A 15871-nucleotide genomic window follows, 5' to 3' on the forward strand; every position below is an offset into this window, starting at 1 on the left:
AGTCACACAGCAGGCCACCCAATAGCTCCCCGCCCGACCCGCAACGGGATGTGTCTGCGTCCCGCCGGTGGATCACCCCTTCCCGCAAGTCAGCACAGTGAGGTGCCGAAAATGAACCGCTCGCTTTCCTCCCGCTCCCGCAGATTCACCGTCTTGGTGGCCGTGGCCGCCAGTACAGTCCTGGCACTCGCCGGCTGCTCCAGCAACTCGGGCGGCAAGAAGTCGGAGGAGAGCGCCGGTGGCGTCTCTGCCGGCAAGGCCACCACGCCCCGCATGACCATCGCGATGATCACCCACGCAGTCCCCGGTGACACGTTCTGGGACACCATCCGCAAGGGCGCCCAGGCCGCGGCCGCCAAGGACAACGTCAAGCTGGTCTACTCCTCCGACCCGAACGGGGGCAACCAGGCCAACCTGGTGCAGAACGCGATCGACCAGAAGGTCGACGGCATCGCCGTCACCCTCGCCAAGCCCGATGCCATGAAGGGCACCGTGGCCAAGGCAGTGCGGGCCGGTATACCCGTGGTCGGCTTCAACTCCGGTGTGGACGACTGGCAGAAGCAGGGCCTGCTCCAGTACTTCGGCCAGGACGAGACCGTCGCGGGCGAGGCGGTCGGCAAGAAGCTGAGTTCCCTCGGTGCCAAGAAGGTCGCCTGTGTCATTCAGGAACAGGGCCAGGTCGCCCTCGAGGCACGCTGCGCGGGCGTCAAGAAGGGCTTCTCGGGCACGACGGAAAACCTGTTCGTCAACGGTGCCGACATGCCGTCCGTGAAGTCGACCATCACCGCCAAGCTCAAGCAGGACCCTTCCATCGACTACGTCGTCACCCTCGCCGCCCCGGTCGCGCTGACCGCCACGCAGGCGGTGTCCGACGGCGGCAGCAAGGCCAAGGTCGCCACCTTCGACCTCAACAAGGAACTCGTGAAGGCGATCCAGGGCGGCAGCATCGAGTTCGCCGTCGACCAGCAGCCTTATCTGCAGGGCTACCTGGCGGTCGACTCCCTCTGGCTCTACAAGAACAACGGCAACTACAGCGGCGGTGGCGTGGCGCCCGTGCTGACCGGCCCGGCCTTCGTCGACAAGTCCAACGTCGAGGCCGTCGCCACGTTCGCGGCCAAGGGAACACGGTGACGCGTACGACCCGGGTCACGGCCGGACCCATGTGGGTTCGGCCGGCCCTCTGCTGACCGTCACCGCCATCGCCCACCCTCAAGTCAAGGAACCACATGACCTACCGCACCTCCCTCGGAGTCGCCGTGATCGGCGCCGGCCGCATGGGAGCCGACCACGTACGCCGGATCAGCGAGGTGACCAGCGGCGCCCATGTGGCCGCCGTCGTCGACGTCGACATCGATCGCGCCAAGACGGTCGCCGCCGACGTCGACGGATGCGCGGCCTACGGCGACGTCGCCGAAGCGATGGCCTCACCCGACGTCGACGCGGTGCTGCTCGCCTCCCCGGGCGTCGCCCACGAGGCGGCACTGCTCACCGCGTTCGAGCACGACCTGCCCGTCCTGTGCGAGAAGCCCCTCACCCCCGACGCCGCCTCCGCCCTGCGCGTGCTGGAGGCCGAGCAGCGGCTCGGGCACCGCCGGGTGCAGGTGGGCTTCATGCGCCGTTACGACCACGAGTACATCAAGCTCAAAGCGCTGCTGGACAGCGGGGAACTGGGCCGGCCGCTGATGCTGCACAACCGGCACCGCAACCCGTCCTGCCCGCCGGACTTCACCAGCGCCATGCTCATCAACGACTCCGTGACCCACGAGATGGACATCACCCGCTGGCTGCTCGGCCAGGAGATCACGTCCGTCACGGTGCTGCGGCCGCGGCCCTCCGGCAACGCGCCCGAAGGACTGGCCGATCCCCAGTTCGTCGTCTTCGAAACCGACGGCGGCGCCCTGGTCGACGTCGAGATCTACGTCAACGCCCGCTACGGCTACCAGGTCCAGGCCGAGGCGGTGTGCGAGCACGGCACCGCCCGCATCGGCGACCCGCACGACATGCTCGTCACCACCGGCGGACGCTGGGGCGGCACGGTCACCCCCGGCTTCGTCGAGCGGTTCGAGGAAGCGTACGACCGCGAGGTCCAGGCATGGATCGACGCCACCCGGCGCGGCGAGGTCACCGGCCCCAGTGCCTGGGACGGCTACGCCGTGGCTGCGGTCTGCGAGGCGGGCATCCGCGCCCAGACCGAGGGCCGCCGCGTCGAGGTGGAACTCGCCGACCGCCCAGCCCTCTACACCTGACCCCCACCGCCGGCACACCGAACCAGCTGGGAGGGCCGCTCCCCGCCCGACCACACCCCGGACGGGACGCATCTTGACTTCCTCCTGCTCGTGAACGAGGGGATTCCTACGGCTCGCGCAGTGGGGTTTTCTGCTTCATCGCCGACTGCCCATCACTCGGATAGAAGCGGTACTTGAACGCCCGCTTCACAGGGTGCACGGCCACGCCCACAAACCAGCTGCCGGTCAGGACACTGTGATCCGCCCTGACGGCGCATCCCACCTCTATGCCCTGCTCCGCAGGAGTTTCGCTTCCTCCCCCGGGTGAAGCCGGGGGTATCCACGAAAGGATTCCGATGAAGATCGGTCTGAACACCGACAGCGTCGGGCACCTCACGCTCGACGAGACCCTGGACCTGGCCCGCGAACTCGGCCTAGACCACGTGGAGTTCGCCACCGGCGCCTGGTCCACCGCCCCGCACATCGACATCGACCGGCTTCTCGACAGCGACAGCGCGCGCCGTGAACTGCTGGCCAAGGTCGCCGACCGAGGGCTCACGATCAGCGCCCTCACCTGCTCAGGCAACCCTCTGCACCCCGGGCCCAGCGGCCGCGAGCACGACCAGGTCACGCGCAGGACGATCGCTCTCGCCCCGCTCCTCGGCGTCGACCGCGTGGTGATGATGTCCGGGCTGCCGGGCGGGCCGGGCGACGCCAACCCCAACTGGATCACCGTCTCCTGGCCGCCGGAGACCACACAGATCCTCGACTGGCAATGGACCGAGGCCGTACTCCCGTACTGGCGAGACCTCGTCGCCCACTCGCGTGACCGGGGCGTACCCAAGCTCGCTCTGGAGATGCACGCCCACCAGGCGGTCTACAACGTCCCCACCCTCCTGCGCCTGCGTGAGGAGGTCGGGCCTGTGGTCGGTGCCAACTTCGACCCCAGTCATCTGATGTGGATGGGTGCCGATCCGCTGGCCGCCATCGAGGCCCTGGGTGAGGCGATCTACCACGTGCACGCCAAGGACACCCGGCTGGAACCCTCCCGCCAGGCCCTGACCAGCAGGCTGGAGACCCTCCCGGTCATGGCCGCCAAGGAACGCTCCTGGAACTACGTCACCCTCGGCTACGGCCACGACGACGCGTTCTGGCGTGCTTTCTGTCTCGCCCTGCGCCGAGCCGGCTACGACGACGTCCTGAGCATCGAGCACGAGGACGTTCTTGTGGACCCCGTTGAGGGCGTCACCAAAACCGTCGACCTCCTAGGTCGCGTCGCCCTGTGCGAACCCAGCTCCTACAAGCCCCAGGAGATCTGAGCCCGGTTCCACCGGCTTGATTCCCGGTTGATCGTTTCGGGCATGGGGTGGCCGCTGGTCTGCCCAGCTCTTCCTTGTCCACAGGTCTCAGGCCCTTTCGGGCAGGTCGCTCAGGGAGCGTCAGAGGGCGGCGGTGCATGCACCGTGCTGAACAGCTGGGTGAAGTCCTCGCTCCAGGGCCAGCGTTCGGGCAGGTGCAGGGTGAGGCCGCGGGCGGAGCGGGCCAGGCGGGCGGGCGCGTTGATCAGGCGGTCACGGATGGTGGCGGTGGTCGCCCAGGCATGGAACGCGGAGGCCAGGGCGCTGGCGGCGCGGGACAGGTTGTGTGCCAGGGCCGCCAGGGCGAGCCACGCGGCATTGGCCTGGAAATGACCGGACGGCGCGTGGGCGAAGCCGCTGTTCTTGACATCGGCGATCACCTGCTCGACGACAGCGTGCCGGCGGTGATCACGCTCGGCATCCCTCAAGGCGAGCGGGGAGTTGGTGAACGCGGCGTGGTAGCGCCAGGTATCGAAGAGCGTGCCCTGCCCGGCGGGGACGGTACCGGCCCTCAGGCGCTTGACGCGGCGCACGATCAGTCGGGCGGTGACCTGCTGTCCGGTGGTGGTGCGACGGTCCCGTGACAAGGTCCGCCTGAGCCGCAGCAGCGGGGTCGCGGGAGCCGACGCCCGGGCCGGCCGACATCGCTGGGGCGGATGCGGGACGGCGCGGACGAGGCCTCCGAATCGATCTGATAACTCATCAGTAAAGTCAGCAAGTGGTCAGCATCAGTCCTGCGAAACCCTGCGAAAGCTTGTCGAACACGAGAATCGTGGCAGGGATGCCATGGTGTGCCTGACTCGTGAAGGTACAGGTCAGCATGGGCGGCCAACTGTCCTGCGGTGCCCTGCGATGCATCCTGCCCGCTTCCGATCAACCCCGTTCAACCCCCGACCGCCTCCCTGCACATTCCCTTGGAAAATGCCAAAGCGTTCACCTGTGCCGAGCACCGTGCGTAGTCTCGTGCTCACGTTCGCGGGAACGGCCGTGCAGGGGGAGGGGATTCGGCGTGCCCGGAATCGACGAGAGTCTGCTGGAGGCCATGCGTCTGCCAGGTGCTCGAGGGGCGTCGGTGGTCGACTGGATCAGTGGTCTTGCCTTGGGCGCGGTGGGTGACGCACCCGGTGGCGATGTGGAGGCGACGGCTGCGGAAACCGCCGAACTCGCCCGCCTCGCGACCGAGAGCGGCGCCCTCGCCCTGACCAGCGGCGACGCAGGCAGCCCGGGTGAGGCGTCCGGCAAGGAACCCCCCGTGCAGGACCTGATCATCACGAACGCCGACTCGTACCACCTGCTCAGGTTCGTCACCACGACCTTCGACAGCACCGTGTTCGTGCATTTATGGCTCGACCGCCGCGAAGGGAACCTGGCCCTCGCCCGCATCCGGCTGGCCGAGATGGCGGACGGGCTGGTGCTCGGATGACCATCCCGACCAAGACGCCGCGCTCGGGCGAACCGGCCTCGGCCATGCTCGGCACCCTCGCCGCGCAGGGTGCGACCGGCGCCCTGTCCACCGAGTCGGGGATGGTCTACCTCGCGGCGGGACACGTCGTCCACGTCGAATCCGCCGTCACACCCGACCTCGGCGACCTGCTCACCCACAGCGGTGCGCTCGCCCCGGACGGCTGGTGGGAGGCGATCGACCGGGCCGGCCGCCGCTGCCGTGTCGGACGGCAGCTGGTGGACAGCGGCCACCTCGCCGCCGGCGCGCTGGAACTGTGCCATCTGGGGGCCCTCTTCGACGCGGCGTACTTCGTCCTCGCCCACGACGGACCGGCGCTCCGGTTCCGGCCCGGAGCCGCACACTGGCTCGGCGCCGTCCGTCCCGTGCCGGTGGACACCGTCCTGCGCGAGTCCAGACGCCGCCGTGAACTGCTGCACCGCATATGGCCCGAACCCGACGTGGACCGTGCGCCTCTCGCCCGCGTGCCCGGGCCGGACACCGCCGACCTGCCGGCCCGCCGCGGCCGGACCCTCGCCCAGGTCGACGGTGTCCGCACCGCCGCCCAGATCGCCACGGCCCTCGCCTGCCGCACCTTCCACACCCTCGTCGAACTCCGCCGCCTCGCCGCCGCCGGGCTCGTGACCCCCGTGGCACCCCCGGCCCCCGTCCCCTCCCCAGCCCCTGCCCGTGCCCCTGCCTCAGCCCCTGCGTCCGCCCCCGCCACCGTGTCCGCCGAGCCGGGCGCCACCCCTCGTCCCACGACATCGGACGAGCCCGACACCGCACTGCTGCGACGGCTGCTGCACGCCTTGGAGGCACTGTGATCCGCGCGCGAAGACAGCGTGCCGAAAGGAGACTGCTCATGGCCGTCGAGACCGACGTCCTGGACGAACTGCGTCGGCTCCGCACCCGCATACCCCGGCTGACGGGCTCCCTCGCCGCCACCGTCGACGGACTCGTCCTCGCCCACGACGTGCCCGATACCGAACCGGAGGGCCTCGCGGCGCTCACCGCCGCCGCCCTCGGCGTGGCCTACCGCATGACCGACGCCGCCGCCCGCGGCGACTTCCGCGAACTGCTCGTCCGGGGCTCCGGAGGCTACGTCGCCACCTACGCCGCCGGAACGACCGCCGTACTCACCCTGCTCGCCGAGGACCGCGTCAACGTCGGCCGGCTCCACCTGGAAGGCAGGCGCAGCGGCGCACGGATCGCCGACCTGGTCGCCACGCGCGTGGCCCCTGGGACCGGCCGCCACGCCGACCGGCCGGCGCCCGAAGAGCACCTCGCCACGGTGCTCCCGGCCACCGACCGCCCCATCGGCACCCTCCCGGTACGCACCCCGCAGCGGCCCACGCACCAGCCGCGCCCGCACACCGGCATCTGAACACACCCGAACCCTTCCGACCCACCGAAGTAGAAGACCGAAGTAGAAGACCGATGAAAGGAACCGAGCGCATGGCCAACACGGAGACCGCGCTGAAGGAATGCCTGAGCTCCATCGACGGAGCGACGGCCGTCGCACTCGTCGACTACACCAGCGGCATGGCCCTCGGCACCCTCGGCGGCGGCAAGGACTTCAACCTGGAAGTCGCCGCCGCGGGCAACACCGACGTCGTGCGGTCCAAGCTGCGCACCATGGAACATCTGGGGCTGAAGGAGGAGATCGAGGACATCCTGATCACCCTCAACACCCAGTACCACCTCATCCGCCTCCTGAAGGGCCGCGGTGGCAGCGGACTCTTCCTCTACCTCGTGCTCGACGGGAGCCGGGCCAACCTCGCGATGGCCCGCCACCAGTTGCGCCGCATCGAAGCCGACCTGGAGGTCTGAACCGGCACCGCCGGACGGGAGCCCTCCGCCACTGACACGTCGCGGAGGGCCCCGGCACGCCGCACGGTGACGACGGGCGCGCAGCCGGCCGCGTCTACGGTGGATCCATGACGGCACCCCTGGACGTGCTCGTGGTCGGCGCGGGCCCCACCGGGCTCGCACTCGCGACCCAACTGCGCGCCTGCGCAACCCCGTTCCGGATCGTGGACCGCTCGCTGGACCGCGCCCGGGAGTCACGCGCCCCGGCGATTCAGCCCCGCACCCTGGAGATGCTGTCCGCGTTCGGCGTGGCGGACGACCTCGTCGACCGGGGCAGTGCGGCGGTCGGACTGCACCTGCATCTGCCTCGCCGGGTGCTGCACGTACCGGTGTTCGACGTCGGCTGCGACGACACGCCGTACCCCTTCTTGCTCTTCCTGCCGCAGTCGGAGACGGAGGCCGTCCTGACGGCCCGTCTGGCCGAACGGGACGTGACGGTGGAACGGGGCACGGAGCTGCTGAGCGCCGAACCGGAGGACGCCCACGTCAGGTGCCGCCTGCGGCGCCGGGACGGGGCCGAGGAGACCGTACGGGCCCGCTACGTCGTCGGTTGCGACGGCGCGCACAGCACCGTGCGGGCACGGGCGGGCATCGACTTCGAGGGGTACGCCTATCCGCAGACGTTCCTGCTGGCGGATCTGGAGGCCGAAGGCCTGGAGCCCGGGGTGGCGCACACGTACATGAGCGCGGCCGGGCTGCTGTTCTTCTTCCCGCTCGGCACTCCGGCCACCTGGCGGATGATCGCGATGCACCCACCGGGCGCTCCGGGCGGCGAGGTGACCCTGGACCTCCTCCAGCGGATCGCCGACGACTGGACGCCCGACAGGCTGTCCCTGTGCGACCCGGTCTGGATGACGAGCTTCCGTATCCACAACCGCGGCGCCGCCCACTACCGCAAAGGCCCGTTCTTCCTCGCCGGCGACGCCGCGCACATTCACAGCCCGGCCGGGGGACAGGGCATGAACACCGGCATCCAGGACGCGCTCAACCTGGGCTGGAAACTCGCCCACGTCTGCCGCGGCGCCGCACCTGAGGAGTTGCTGGACACGTACCAGGCGGAGCGTGCCCCGGTCGGCCACGGTGTACGCCGCCTCACCGACCGCGCGTTCACCGTCGGTACGAGCAGCCACCCGGCTCTACGGCTGGCACGGACGCGTCTCGCCCCGCACGTGGCCCCGCTGCTCCTGCGCGCGACCGGTGCCCGGGCGCGCCTCTTCCGGACGGTCTCCGAACTCGGCATCCACTACCGCCGCGGTCCCGCCTCCGTCACCGGACCGCGCCGTCCGCGGCAGGGTCCACGCGCCGGAGACCGCCTGCCCGACACCCCGGCCGGACTCCAGCGACGGGTCGCCGGACCGGGCTACCACCTCCTGCTCACCGGCCCCGCCCACCTCTGGCCCGAGGTCCCGCCCCTGGGCGGACGGCGCGACTTGGTGAGCACGCACCACCTGGGCACGCGAAGCCCGTGGCCGGGTATCACCCACGCCCTCGTGCGGCCCGACGGCTACGTGGGCTACCTGGCAGGCGGCACCGACCTCACGGGCCTGCGCACCCACCTCGACCGCTGGCTGCCGGCCCCCTAGGCCGGGAGTCCGGCGAGCCACTCGATCAGGAGCCGGTTGGTATCGGCCGGCCGCTCCTGCTGGACGAAGTGACCGCAGCCGTCCAGAATGTGCGAGGCCTTCAGTCCGGGCAGCGTGGTCGGGTACGCCTCGATCGCGTCGGCCAGCCAGGTCGTGGACGCGTCCAGGCTGCCGCCGATGAACAGCGACGGCCGCGTGACAGGGGCACCGGCGAAGTCCGCCAGGTCCTCCCAGTCGCGGTCCATGTTCCGGTAGCGGTTCAGAGCGCCGGTCAATCCGGTGCGTTCGAACTCCGCGGCGTAGACGTCCAGGTCGGCCTCGCTCAGCCAGTCCGGCAGCCGGCCGGCGGGGAACCGGTCGCGCAATCGACCGCCGGGCGCCACGAAATGGGGGTCCGCTCCGGGCATCGTGTCCGCGGACAGGGCCGCGTAGAAGCCCGCGAGCCAGCCGCGCACGTCGGGCTCGATCTCCGCCTCGGCCCGGCCGGGCTCCTGGAAGTAGGAGACGTAGAACTCCTCGTCACCGCCCATCCGCGCGAAGACCTCACTCGGCCTCGGCCCGCCGGGCGGCGTGTAGGGCACGCTCAGCAGTCCCACCGCGCGGAAGACCTCCGGCCGGACCAGAGCGGAAGTGGCGGCGATGGTCGCACCCCAGTCGTGCCCGACGACCACCGCGGACCGCTCGCCGAGCGCCCGCACCACGGCGACGTTGTCCTCGACGAGCTCGAGCATCCGGTACGCGTCCACCTCGGCGGGCCGGGACGAGCGCCCGTAGCCGCGTACGTCGACGGCCACCGCGCGGTAGCCGGCCGCGGCCAGGGCCGGCAGCTGGCGGCGCCAGGTGTACCAGGACTCGGGGAAGCCGTGCAGAAGCAGCACCAGTGGCCCGGCGCCCTGCTCCACGAGGTGAATGCGGCCGGCTGGTGAAGGCACAAGGCGATGCGTGCGGTCGGCGGCGGACGTCTGCGGCATGGATCCTCCCGCGATCCGGAGGGGTACTCGGCCCACCGATCATCCAGCGCCCGCCGCGCCGCACGCGAAGCCTGTTGCCGGTTCGGCAAAGGCTCAGCCGTGGTACGTGATGTACCCGTTGCGGTCCTGGTCGGAGCCGGTCTTCGTGTACGAGTGCACGTCGGCACGGCTGCCGGACGGCTTGTACACGTAGATCGTGTCCTTGTCGTTGTTCCACATGAAGTTGCAGTTGTCGCGGTAGACGACGTTCTTCGTGTCGGAGTCGGCGCCGTTGCCGCCGCGCAGCTTCACGTAGTCACCCGGCTGAAGGGTGTGGCTCGCGGTGAAGGTGAACTTGTTCCCCGCGGCGTCCTTCACGACGTACCCCTTGAGGTTCACCGTCGTGGAGCGCGCGTAGTTCTCGATGGCCAGGTACTCCTCGTCGGTGTTCCCGCCCGAGCACCGGTTCGAGTCGCTGCCGGGAGCGTCGTACTGGATGCCCCGGATCTTCAGCGCGGAGTTGTACTCGGCGGCCTGGGCCGGAACCGCCGACAGGGCGGTCAGGGCCCCGGCAGCGAAGGCCGTGGTGGCGACAAGGCGTATACGCATGGACGTTCGTCCCCCCTGCATGGCCTTCAGGTGAAGGCGATGTGATGGTTCGGTGAAGCATCCGGATCGTACACGCTTCAAGTACGCGAAAGGGCGGGTCCGGTGACATTGCCACCGGACCCGCCCCGCGGGGTGTATGACGTCAGGCGCCGCTGGCCCGCAGCATGTCCTCGCGCTCGACGATCTTCACGCGCTCGCGGCCCTCGGGCTCGCCCAGCGCCTTCTCCGCGGCGTCCAGCTTGTACCAGCCGTCCCAGGTGGTGAAGCGGATGTCGCGCTCGGCGAGGAACGCGTCCACGGCCTCGGGGGCTGGAGTGGCGGGTGTGTGCAGCCGGTCGTTCCTGTAGTCGTCCAGCAGGTTCGCCACCGTCTCGTTGGCGTCACCCTTGGTGTGCCCGATGAGGCCGATGGGACCGCGCCGGATCCAGCCGGTGACGTACGTGGACTGCAGGTGCTCGCCCGACTCCTGCATGACCCGGCCGCCCTCGTCCGGAACGGTGCCGGAGTCGAGGTCCCAGGGCAGCTTGGGGAGCTTGTCGGACAGGTAGCCCACCGCGCGGTACACCGCGCCGACGTCCCAGGTGTGGAAGGTGCCGGTGCCCTTGACGTTGCCGGTCCCGTCGAGCTCCGTGCGTTCGGTACGCAGACCGACGACCTTGCCGTCCTCTCCGAGGACCTCGACCGGCGACTCGAAGAAGTGCAGGAACAGCTTGTGGGGACGGTCGCCGACATCCCGGATCGCCCAGTTCTCCAGGGTCTTCGCCACCATGTCGGCCTGCTTGTTGCCGCGCCGCGTGGTGATCGAGCCCTCGTCGTAGTCGATGTCCTCGGGGTCGACGATGACCTCGATGTTGGGGGAGTGGTCCAGCTCCCGCAGCTCCATCGGGCTGAACTTCGCCTGAGCCGGGCCGCGGCGGCCGAACACGTGGATCTCCTTGGCCCGGTTGGCCTTCAGACCCTCGTAGACGTTCGCCGGGATCTCGGTGGGCAGCAGCTCGTCCGCCGTCTTGGCCAGGACACGCGCGATGTCCAGTGCGACGTTGCCGGCGCCGAGCACGGCGACCTTCTCCGCCTCCAGCGGCCAGGTGCGCGGCACGTCCGGGTGGCCGTCGTACCAGGACACGAAGTCCGCGGCGCCGTACGAGCCGTCGAGGTCGATGCCCGGCAGCGAGAGCGCCCGGTCGGCCGTCGCGCCGGTGGCGAAGATCACGCCGTCGTAGAACGCCCGCAGGTCGTCCAGGCCGATGTCGGTGCCGTAGTCCACGTTGCCGAAGAGCCGGATCTGCGGTTTGTCGAGCACCTGGTGCAGAGCGGTGATGATGCCCTTGATCCGCGGGTGATCGGGGGCGACGCCGTAGCGGATCAGTCCGAACGGAGCCGGCATGCGCTCGAAGATGTCGATGGACACGCCGGGTTCGGCGGCCACCTCGGACTTGAGCAGGGCGTCGGCGGCGTAGATCCCGGCGGGGCCGGATCCGACGATGGCTACCCGCAGGGGGCGGGGCATGGTCAGGTTCCCTTCGAGCGGCGACAAGCGATCTCGATGGGAAGCCTAAACTAAGGCATGCCTAACCCGGTACGAGGGTCCGGTCTATGAGCTCATAAGGCTACTTTATGGGTAGTCCATGGTGGCGCTTATGGCAGGGGCTGCTCCGCCCAGATCACCTTCCCCGCCGGCAGATAACGCGTTCCCCAGCGTTCCGCGAGCTGCGCCACGAGGAACAGCCCTCGCCCGCCCTCGTCCGTCATGGTCGCGTACCGCAGGTGCGGCGAGGTGCTGCTGCTGTCGAACACCTCGCAGATCAGGTTGCGGTCGCGCAGCACCCGGACGTGAATGGGGCCCCCGCCGTACCGGAGCGCGTTGGTGACCAGCTCGCTCAGGATCAGTTCCGTGCTGAACGTCAGCTCCTCCAGACCCCACTCGGCCAGCTGCCGGCTGACTGCGGCCCGCACCTCGCCCACGGCCGCCGGGTCGGCGGGCACCGGCCACTCGGCGACCCGGTCGGCGGCCAGCGCCCGGGTCCGCGCGACGATCAGCGCGATGTCGTCGCTGGAACGGGCCGTGAGCTGCGAGTCGAGCACGACCCGGCAGGTGTCCTCCGGTGACTGCCCCGCCCGGCCCAGCGCCTCGCGCAGCATCTCCAGGCCCACGTCGATGTCCCGCTCCCGGTCCTCGACCAGCCCGTCGGTGTAGAGGACGAGCCGGCTGCCCTCCGCCAGCTCGAGCTCCGCCGTCTCGAACGGCAGACCACCGAGCCCGAGCGGGGGACCGGCCGGCACGTCGGCGAACTCCACACTGCCGTCCGGGTGGATCAGCGCCGGCGGGGGATGCCCGGCCCGCGCGACGGTGCAGCGCCGGGACACCGGGTCGTAGACGGCGTACAGACAGGTCGCGCCGGTGACCGGGGCGCTGCCCTCCTCCTCCGTCTCGTCCTGGTCGATACGGCCTACCAACTCGTCCAGCAGGGCGATCAGTTCCTCGGGCGGCAGATCGAGGGCGGAGAAGTTGTGCACCGCGGTGCGCAGCCGTCCCATCGTGGCGGCGGCGTGCAGCCCGTGGCCCACGACGTCCCCGACCACGAGCGCCACCCGGGCCCCGGACAGCGGCAGCACGTCGAACCAGTCACCGCCGACCCCGGCCTGCGCCGGCAGATAGCGGTAGGCGATCTCCAGGGCGCCCTGCTCGGGCAGGCTGCGGGGGAGCAGGCTGCGCTGGAGCGTCACCGCCATGCTGTGCTCGCGGGTGTAGCGGCGCGCGTTGTCGATGGAGACGGCGGCCCGCGCCACCAGCTCCTCGGCCAGCGCCAGCTCGTCCGCGTCGAAGGGCTCCGGCTTCTCACAGCGCCAGAAGCTGACCACGCCCAGCACCAGGGAGCCGGCCCGCAACGGCACCGTGATCAGCGAGTGGATGCCGTACGCGATGATCTGCGCGGAGCGCTCGAGGTCCTGTGCCTGCCAGCCCGGGGCCCGGCTCAGCCGGGGCTCCAGGACGGGGCCGCCCGTGGCGAGGCTGCGGCCCTGCGGAGAGGACTCGACGAACCTGATCCGCTCGCCGGCCGGGTAGAGCGGCGCGTCCTTGCGGATCCCGCTCACCGCCGTCCGGCTGAGAGCTGCCGCCGCGTTCGGCTGCCCGCCGCCCAGCACCGCGTCGAACAGGTCCACGGTGACGAAGTCGGCGAACCGGGGAACGGCCAGCTCGGTCAGTTCCTCGGCCGTGCGGGTCACGTCCAGGCTGGTCCCGATGCCCACACCGGCGTCGTACAGCATGTTGAGCCGTTCCCGCGCGGTCTCGGCCCGCCCGGACAGGGCCCGCAGCTCGGTGGAGTCGCGCAGGGTCGCGACGCTGCCGGGCGGCACGCCCGCACGGTCCGTGGTCCGCTGGTTGACGGCGAGGAGCCGGTCCCCGACCCGGTGCACCTCGTCCGTGGCGACGCGGCCGGAGGCCAGCAAGTCTGCCGTGCCCGGGTCGAGACCCAGACTGAGGATGTGCCGGCCCTCGGCGTCGGCGGGCAGATCGAGTAGCCGGTGCGCCTCGTCGTTGGCGAGCAGCAGGGTGCCCCCGTCGTCGACGATGAGCACCCCCTCCCGGACGGCGTGCAGCACGGCGTCGTGATGTTCGTACATCCGGGTCATCTCGTGCGGCCCGAGCCCGTGGGTCTGGTGCAGCAGCCTCCTGCTCACCAGCGCGGCACCCGCCGTCGCCAGGGCGAGCGCCGCCGCGGCGGCCGCGAGCACGAGGGGCAGCTGACGGTCGGCGGTGCCGCCGACGTTCTTGGTCGTGATCCCGGCCGAGACCAGGCCCACGACCCGGCCGTCCGGGTCCTTCACGGGTACCACGGCCTGGACGAGCGGGCCGATGGTGCCGTCGACCTCCTCGGTGAACGACTCCCCGGCCAGCGCCGGCGCGACCGTCCCGACGAACTGCTTCCCGATCCGGTCCGTCTTGGGATGGGTGTAGCGGATCCCGTCGGTGTTCATGACGACGATGAAGTCGACCTTCGACCGTTCACGGGCGGCCTCGGCCCGCGGCTGGAGCACGGCGGTGGGATCAGGGCTCTGCAGCGCTTCGACCGTGCCCGGCGCGTTGGCGAAGGTCTCCGCCACGGCGAGCGAACGGTTGCGGGCCTCCTGCGTCGTGTCGTGCCGTACCTGCAGGACCAGTGCCACCACGGCCGCCACGACCAGCAGCAGCACGATCACCACGACGAGCAGGAACACCTGTCCGGCGACGCTACGTCCGCCCAGCACCGACCGCAGCCCCGCCACCGGTTGCCACCGCGACGGGCCCGCCTCCCGCCGCTGCCGTGCAGACGGCGCAGCGCCGGGCCGCAGGGGCGATCGAGTCCCGGATCGACCCAAGAGTCGGACCATGTGCCATGTCTACACTGCCCGGCCCCGGGAGGCGAGGGGCATCACCCATGGTGACAGGGGGTCCTCACCGTTTCGTCACGTCTGCGGGCGTGCACGGGCTCGCGCCCCACCGGAACACGTACGACCTGTCACCGGAAACGTACGACAGCCTCAGGCGCCCAGCGAGCGGGCCAGCTCGGTCGTGGCCCGGGCGATCTCGCCGTCCTGGTCCGCCATCAGTCTGCCGAGTTCGCCGCGCCGGGCCCGCACCGCCTGGCGCGCGGCACGCTCCCACACCACCGGGTTCTCCCGATGGTTCAGCAGCTTCGGATAGACGGCGGCGGTGCTCTCCCATTGGCGGGCGTCGGCGATGTTCTTGAGCAGGCGGATGATCTGGGCACGGCACGTCACCTGCGGCAGCTTCGCCAGCTCCCACAGGAACGGAACCGTGGCCGCTGTCGCCTGCTCCACCACGAAACCGAACTGGCAGATCCGTTTCCGCAGGTCGTCGAGGGCGGAGCGGGCGGTGTCGGCATCATCTCCGGCGATGCCGTTGAGCAGGAGGGGAATGCCCGCCGCCGAGCCGGTGGAGTCCTGGATGTCGCCCCACGGCACGCGGTCCAGTGTCGTGAGGGGCGTGTTCCGGGCGGCCGGGGCGTCGGGGCGCTGGGGGCGCTCGCTGCTCGGGTGTTCCGTCGAAGCGCTGCGCATGGCGAAGGGCCTTTCCGCGGCAGTCGTGTCAGATGGGTGGACAGGGCGTGGCCGGCCGGGTCGACAACCTGGCCCAGACCGTCTTGCCCGCCGGGGGGCTGGGGGTCCAGCCCCACTCCTCGGCCAGGGCGTCGACGATGCACAGCCCCCGGCCGTGCTCCTCCAGGGCTGCGCCGGCCGGCGCGAACACGGGCGGGTGGTCGTCGAGGTCGGAGACGGTGACGAGCAGGTGGGTGGGGTCCAGGACGAAGCCGAGCCGGATCTCCGGCACACCCGGCACATCCGAGACTCTCGGCGCCGCGTGTGTCGCGGCGTTGGCGGCGAGCTCGGTGATGACGAGGGTCGCGTCGTCGCACCGGTGGTCGAGTGACCAGTCGTGCAGGGTGTCGCGGGTGAAGCACCGGGCTCGCGCGAACCCCTCCCGGCTGCACTCGACTCGCAGCGCGGCCGAGGCGGACAGGGCACCCGAGAACTGCGGCAGTGTTTCGGGCAGCGAGTGCGGGGCCCCGTACGGCGAGACCGACTTCGGTCCGGCCGGGAAGGCGTGGTTCGCCCCGGGTGCGCCTGCGTGTGCCGCAGCCCCACTCGGCGGCCGGAGCACGTGCTGCGCAGGTGAGGACACGGCATCTCCCCGATGCGACATCAGGACACGGCGCCCACCCGGGGGTTGACGCCGCAGCTATTATCCACGCTGAAGGCGCTCGCGTGCAATTGCACGAGAAATTGCGTGAAAATCCAGCCGTTGTGGGTACGCAAGCCGGGGCGAGTGCGG

15 protein-coding genes are annotated in these 15871 nt (G+C 70.6%); 8 read left to right on the forward strand and 7 right to left on the reverse strand.

The genetic code is table 11. The features are described from left to right. Nucleotides 1-111: 111 nt before the first annotated feature. The 3 genes from IO24_RS0117085 to IO24_RS0117095 all read left to right on the forward strand — a co-directional run bounded on the left by IO24_RS0117085 (nucleotide 112) and on the right by IO24_RS0117095 (nucleotide 3544). A complete protein-coding gene (locus IO24_RS0117085; RefSeq protein WP_031136625.1) occupies nucleotides 112-1131 on the forward strand; it encodes a sugar ABC transporter substrate-binding protein in 1020 nt (339 codons plus the stop codon). 95 nt (nucleotides 1132-1226) lie between these two features. Continuing rightward, entirely contained in the window at nucleotides 1227-2246 is a 1020-nt protein-coding gene (locus IO24_RS0117090; RefSeq protein ID WP_031136626.1) for a Gfo/Idh/MocA family protein, read from the forward strand. A gap of 335 nt (nucleotides 2247-2581) precedes the next feature. Next, entirely contained in the window at nucleotides 2582-3544 is a 963-nt protein-coding gene (locus IO24_RS0117095) for a sugar phosphate isomerase/epimerase family protein (RefSeq protein WP_031136628.1), read from the forward strand. A gap of 110 nt (nucleotides 3545-3654) precedes the next feature. On the opposite strand, the gene IO24_RS0117100 is transcribed toward IO24_RS0117095, so the two are convergent. Further along, nucleotides 3655-4170, reverse strand: coding sequence for a transposase (locus tag IO24_RS0117100; RefSeq protein ID WP_157851261.1), 516 nt, complete (start codon nucleotides 4168-4170; stop codon nucleotides 3655-3657). Nucleotides 4171-4592: 422 nt separating this feature from the next. Between IO24_RS0117100 and IO24_RS0117105 the strand changes: the two genes are divergently transcribed. The 5 genes from IO24_RS0117105 (at nucleotide 4593) to IO24_RS0117125 (ending at nucleotide 8479) form a co-directional block, all read left to right on the forward strand. After that, entirely contained in the window at nucleotides 4593-5006 is a 414-nt protein-coding gene (locus IO24_RS0117105) for a hypothetical protein (protein ID WP_031136632.1), read from the forward strand. Continuing rightward, nucleotides 5003-5851, forward strand: coding sequence for a hypothetical protein (locus tag IO24_RS0117110; RefSeq protein ID WP_031136633.1), 849 nt, complete (start codon nucleotides 5003-5005; stop codon nucleotides 5849-5851). The genes IO24_RS0117105 and IO24_RS0117110 overlap by 4 nt, the downstream gene beginning before the upstream one ends. Nucleotides 5852-5889: 38 nt before the next feature. Further along, nucleotides 5890-6411 carry a roadblock/LC7 domain-containing protein gene (locus tag IO24_RS0117115; protein WP_031136635.1) on the forward strand — a complete coding sequence of 174 codons (522 nt, stop codon included), beginning with the start codon at nucleotides 5890-5892 and terminating at the stop codon, nucleotides 6409-6411. Nucleotides 6412-6482: 71 nt separating this feature from the next. Continuing rightward, nucleotides 6483-6857 carry a roadblock/LC7 domain-containing protein gene (locus tag IO24_RS0117120; protein ID WP_031136637.1) on the forward strand — a complete coding sequence of 125 codons (375 nt, stop codon included), beginning with the start codon at nucleotides 6483-6485 and terminating at the stop codon, nucleotides 6855-6857. Between the two features lie 107 nt (nucleotides 6858-6964). After that, on the forward strand, nucleotides 6965-8479 hold the full coding sequence (locus IO24_RS0117125) for an FAD-dependent monooxygenase (RefSeq protein ID WP_037667961.1): 1515 nt from the start codon (nucleotides 6965-6967) through the stop codon (nucleotides 8477-8479). Here the strand turns inward: IO24_RS0117125 and IO24_RS0117130 are convergent. From IO24_RS0117130 to IO24_RS0117155, 6 genes are all read right to left on the reverse strand, one after another. After that, nucleotides 8476-9450 (reverse strand): alpha/beta fold hydrolase, encoded by a 975-nt coding sequence (locus IO24_RS0117130; protein WP_031136641.1) that lies wholly within the window; start codon nucleotides 9448-9450, stop codon nucleotides 8476-8478. The two genes, IO24_RS0117125 and IO24_RS0117130, sit on opposite strands and share 4 nt — an antisense overlap. 93 nt (nucleotides 9451-9543) lie before the next feature. Next, complete coding sequence (locus IO24_RS0117135) at nucleotides 9544-10038, reverse strand: lamin tail domain-containing protein (RefSeq protein WP_031136642.1); 495 nt, start codon at nucleotides 10036-10038, stop codon at nucleotides 9544-9546. A 142-nt stretch (nucleotides 10039-10180) separates the two neighbouring features. Continuing rightward, the gene (locus tag IO24_RS0117140) at nucleotides 10181-11545 is read right to left on the reverse strand and encodes an FAD-dependent oxidoreductase (protein WP_031136644.1); all 1365 of its coding nucleotides are present in this window, start codon (nucleotides 11543-11545) and stop codon (nucleotides 10181-10183) included. Nucleotides 11546-11673: 128 nt separating this feature from the next. Next, complete coding sequence (locus IO24_RS0117145; protein ID WP_199808846.1) at nucleotides 11674-14409, reverse strand: SpoIIE family protein phosphatase; 2736 nt, start codon at nucleotides 14407-14409, stop codon at nucleotides 11674-11676. A gap of 150 nt (nucleotides 14410-14559) precedes the next feature. Beyond that, entirely contained in the window at nucleotides 14560-15099 is a 540-nt protein-coding gene (locus IO24_RS0117150; protein ID WP_031136648.1) for a hypothetical protein, read from the reverse strand. A gap of 28 nt (nucleotides 15100-15127) precedes the next feature. Continuing rightward, entirely contained in the window at nucleotides 15128-15721 is a 594-nt protein-coding gene (locus tag IO24_RS0117155; protein ID WP_037667963.1) for an ATP-binding protein, read from the reverse strand. Nucleotides 15722-15871 lie beyond the last annotated feature (150 nt).

The organism is Streptomyces flavovariabilis (genome assembly GCF_000725785.1).
GTDB classification, from domain to species: Bacteria; Actinomycetota; Actinomycetes; order Streptomycetales; family Streptomycetaceae; genus Streptomyces; species Streptomyces hawaiiensis.

Bases quoted from the DNA above. Each gene is read 5' to 3' on its own strand.
- IO24_RS0117085 (WP_031136625.1), top strand. From the start codon at position 112: ATGAACCGCTCGCTTTCCTCCCGCTCCCGCAGATTCACCGTCTTGGTG.
- IO24_RS0117130 (WP_031136641.1), bottom strand. From the start codon at position 9,450: ATGCCGCAGACGTCCGCCGCCGACCGCACGCATCGCCTTGTGCCTTCA.
- IO24_RS0117145 (WP_199808846.1), bottom strand. From the start codon at position 14,409: ATGGTCCGACTCTTGGGTCGATCCGGGACTCGATCGCCCCTGCGGCCC.
- IO24_RS0117140 (WP_031136644.1), bottom strand. From the start codon at position 11,545: ATGCCCCGCCCCCTGCGGGTAGCCATCGTCGGATCCGGCCCCGCCGGG.
- IO24_RS0117095 (WP_031136628.1), top strand. From the start codon at position 2,582: ATGAAGATCGGTCTGAACACCGACAGCGTCGGGCACCTCACGCTCGAC.
- IO24_RS0117150 (WP_031136648.1), bottom strand. From the start codon at position 15,099: ATGCGCAGCGCTTCGACGGAACACCCGAGCAGCGAGCGCCCCCAGCGC.
- IO24_RS0117120 (WP_031136637.1), top strand. From the start codon at position 6,483: ATGGCCAACACGGAGACCGCGCTGAAGGAATGCCTGAGCTCCATCGAC.
- IO24_RS0117125 (WP_037667961.1), top strand. From the start codon at position 6,965: ATGACGGCACCCCTGGACGTGCTCGTGGTCGGCGCGGGCCCCACCGGG.
- IO24_RS0117090 (WP_031136626.1), top strand. From the start codon at position 1,227: ATGACCTACCGCACCTCCCTCGGAGTCGCCGTGATCGGCGCCGGCCGC.
- IO24_RS0117135 (WP_031136642.1), bottom strand. From the start codon at position 10,038: ATGCGTATACGCCTTGTCGCCACCACGGCCTTCGCTGCCGGGGCCCTG.
- IO24_RS0117110 (WP_031136633.1), top strand. From the start codon at position 5,003: ATGACCATCCCGACCAAGACGCCGCGCTCGGGCGAACCGGCCTCGGCC.
- IO24_RS0117115 (WP_031136635.1), top strand. From the start codon at position 5,890: ATGGCCGTCGAGACCGACGTCCTGGACGAACTGCGTCGGCTCCGCACC.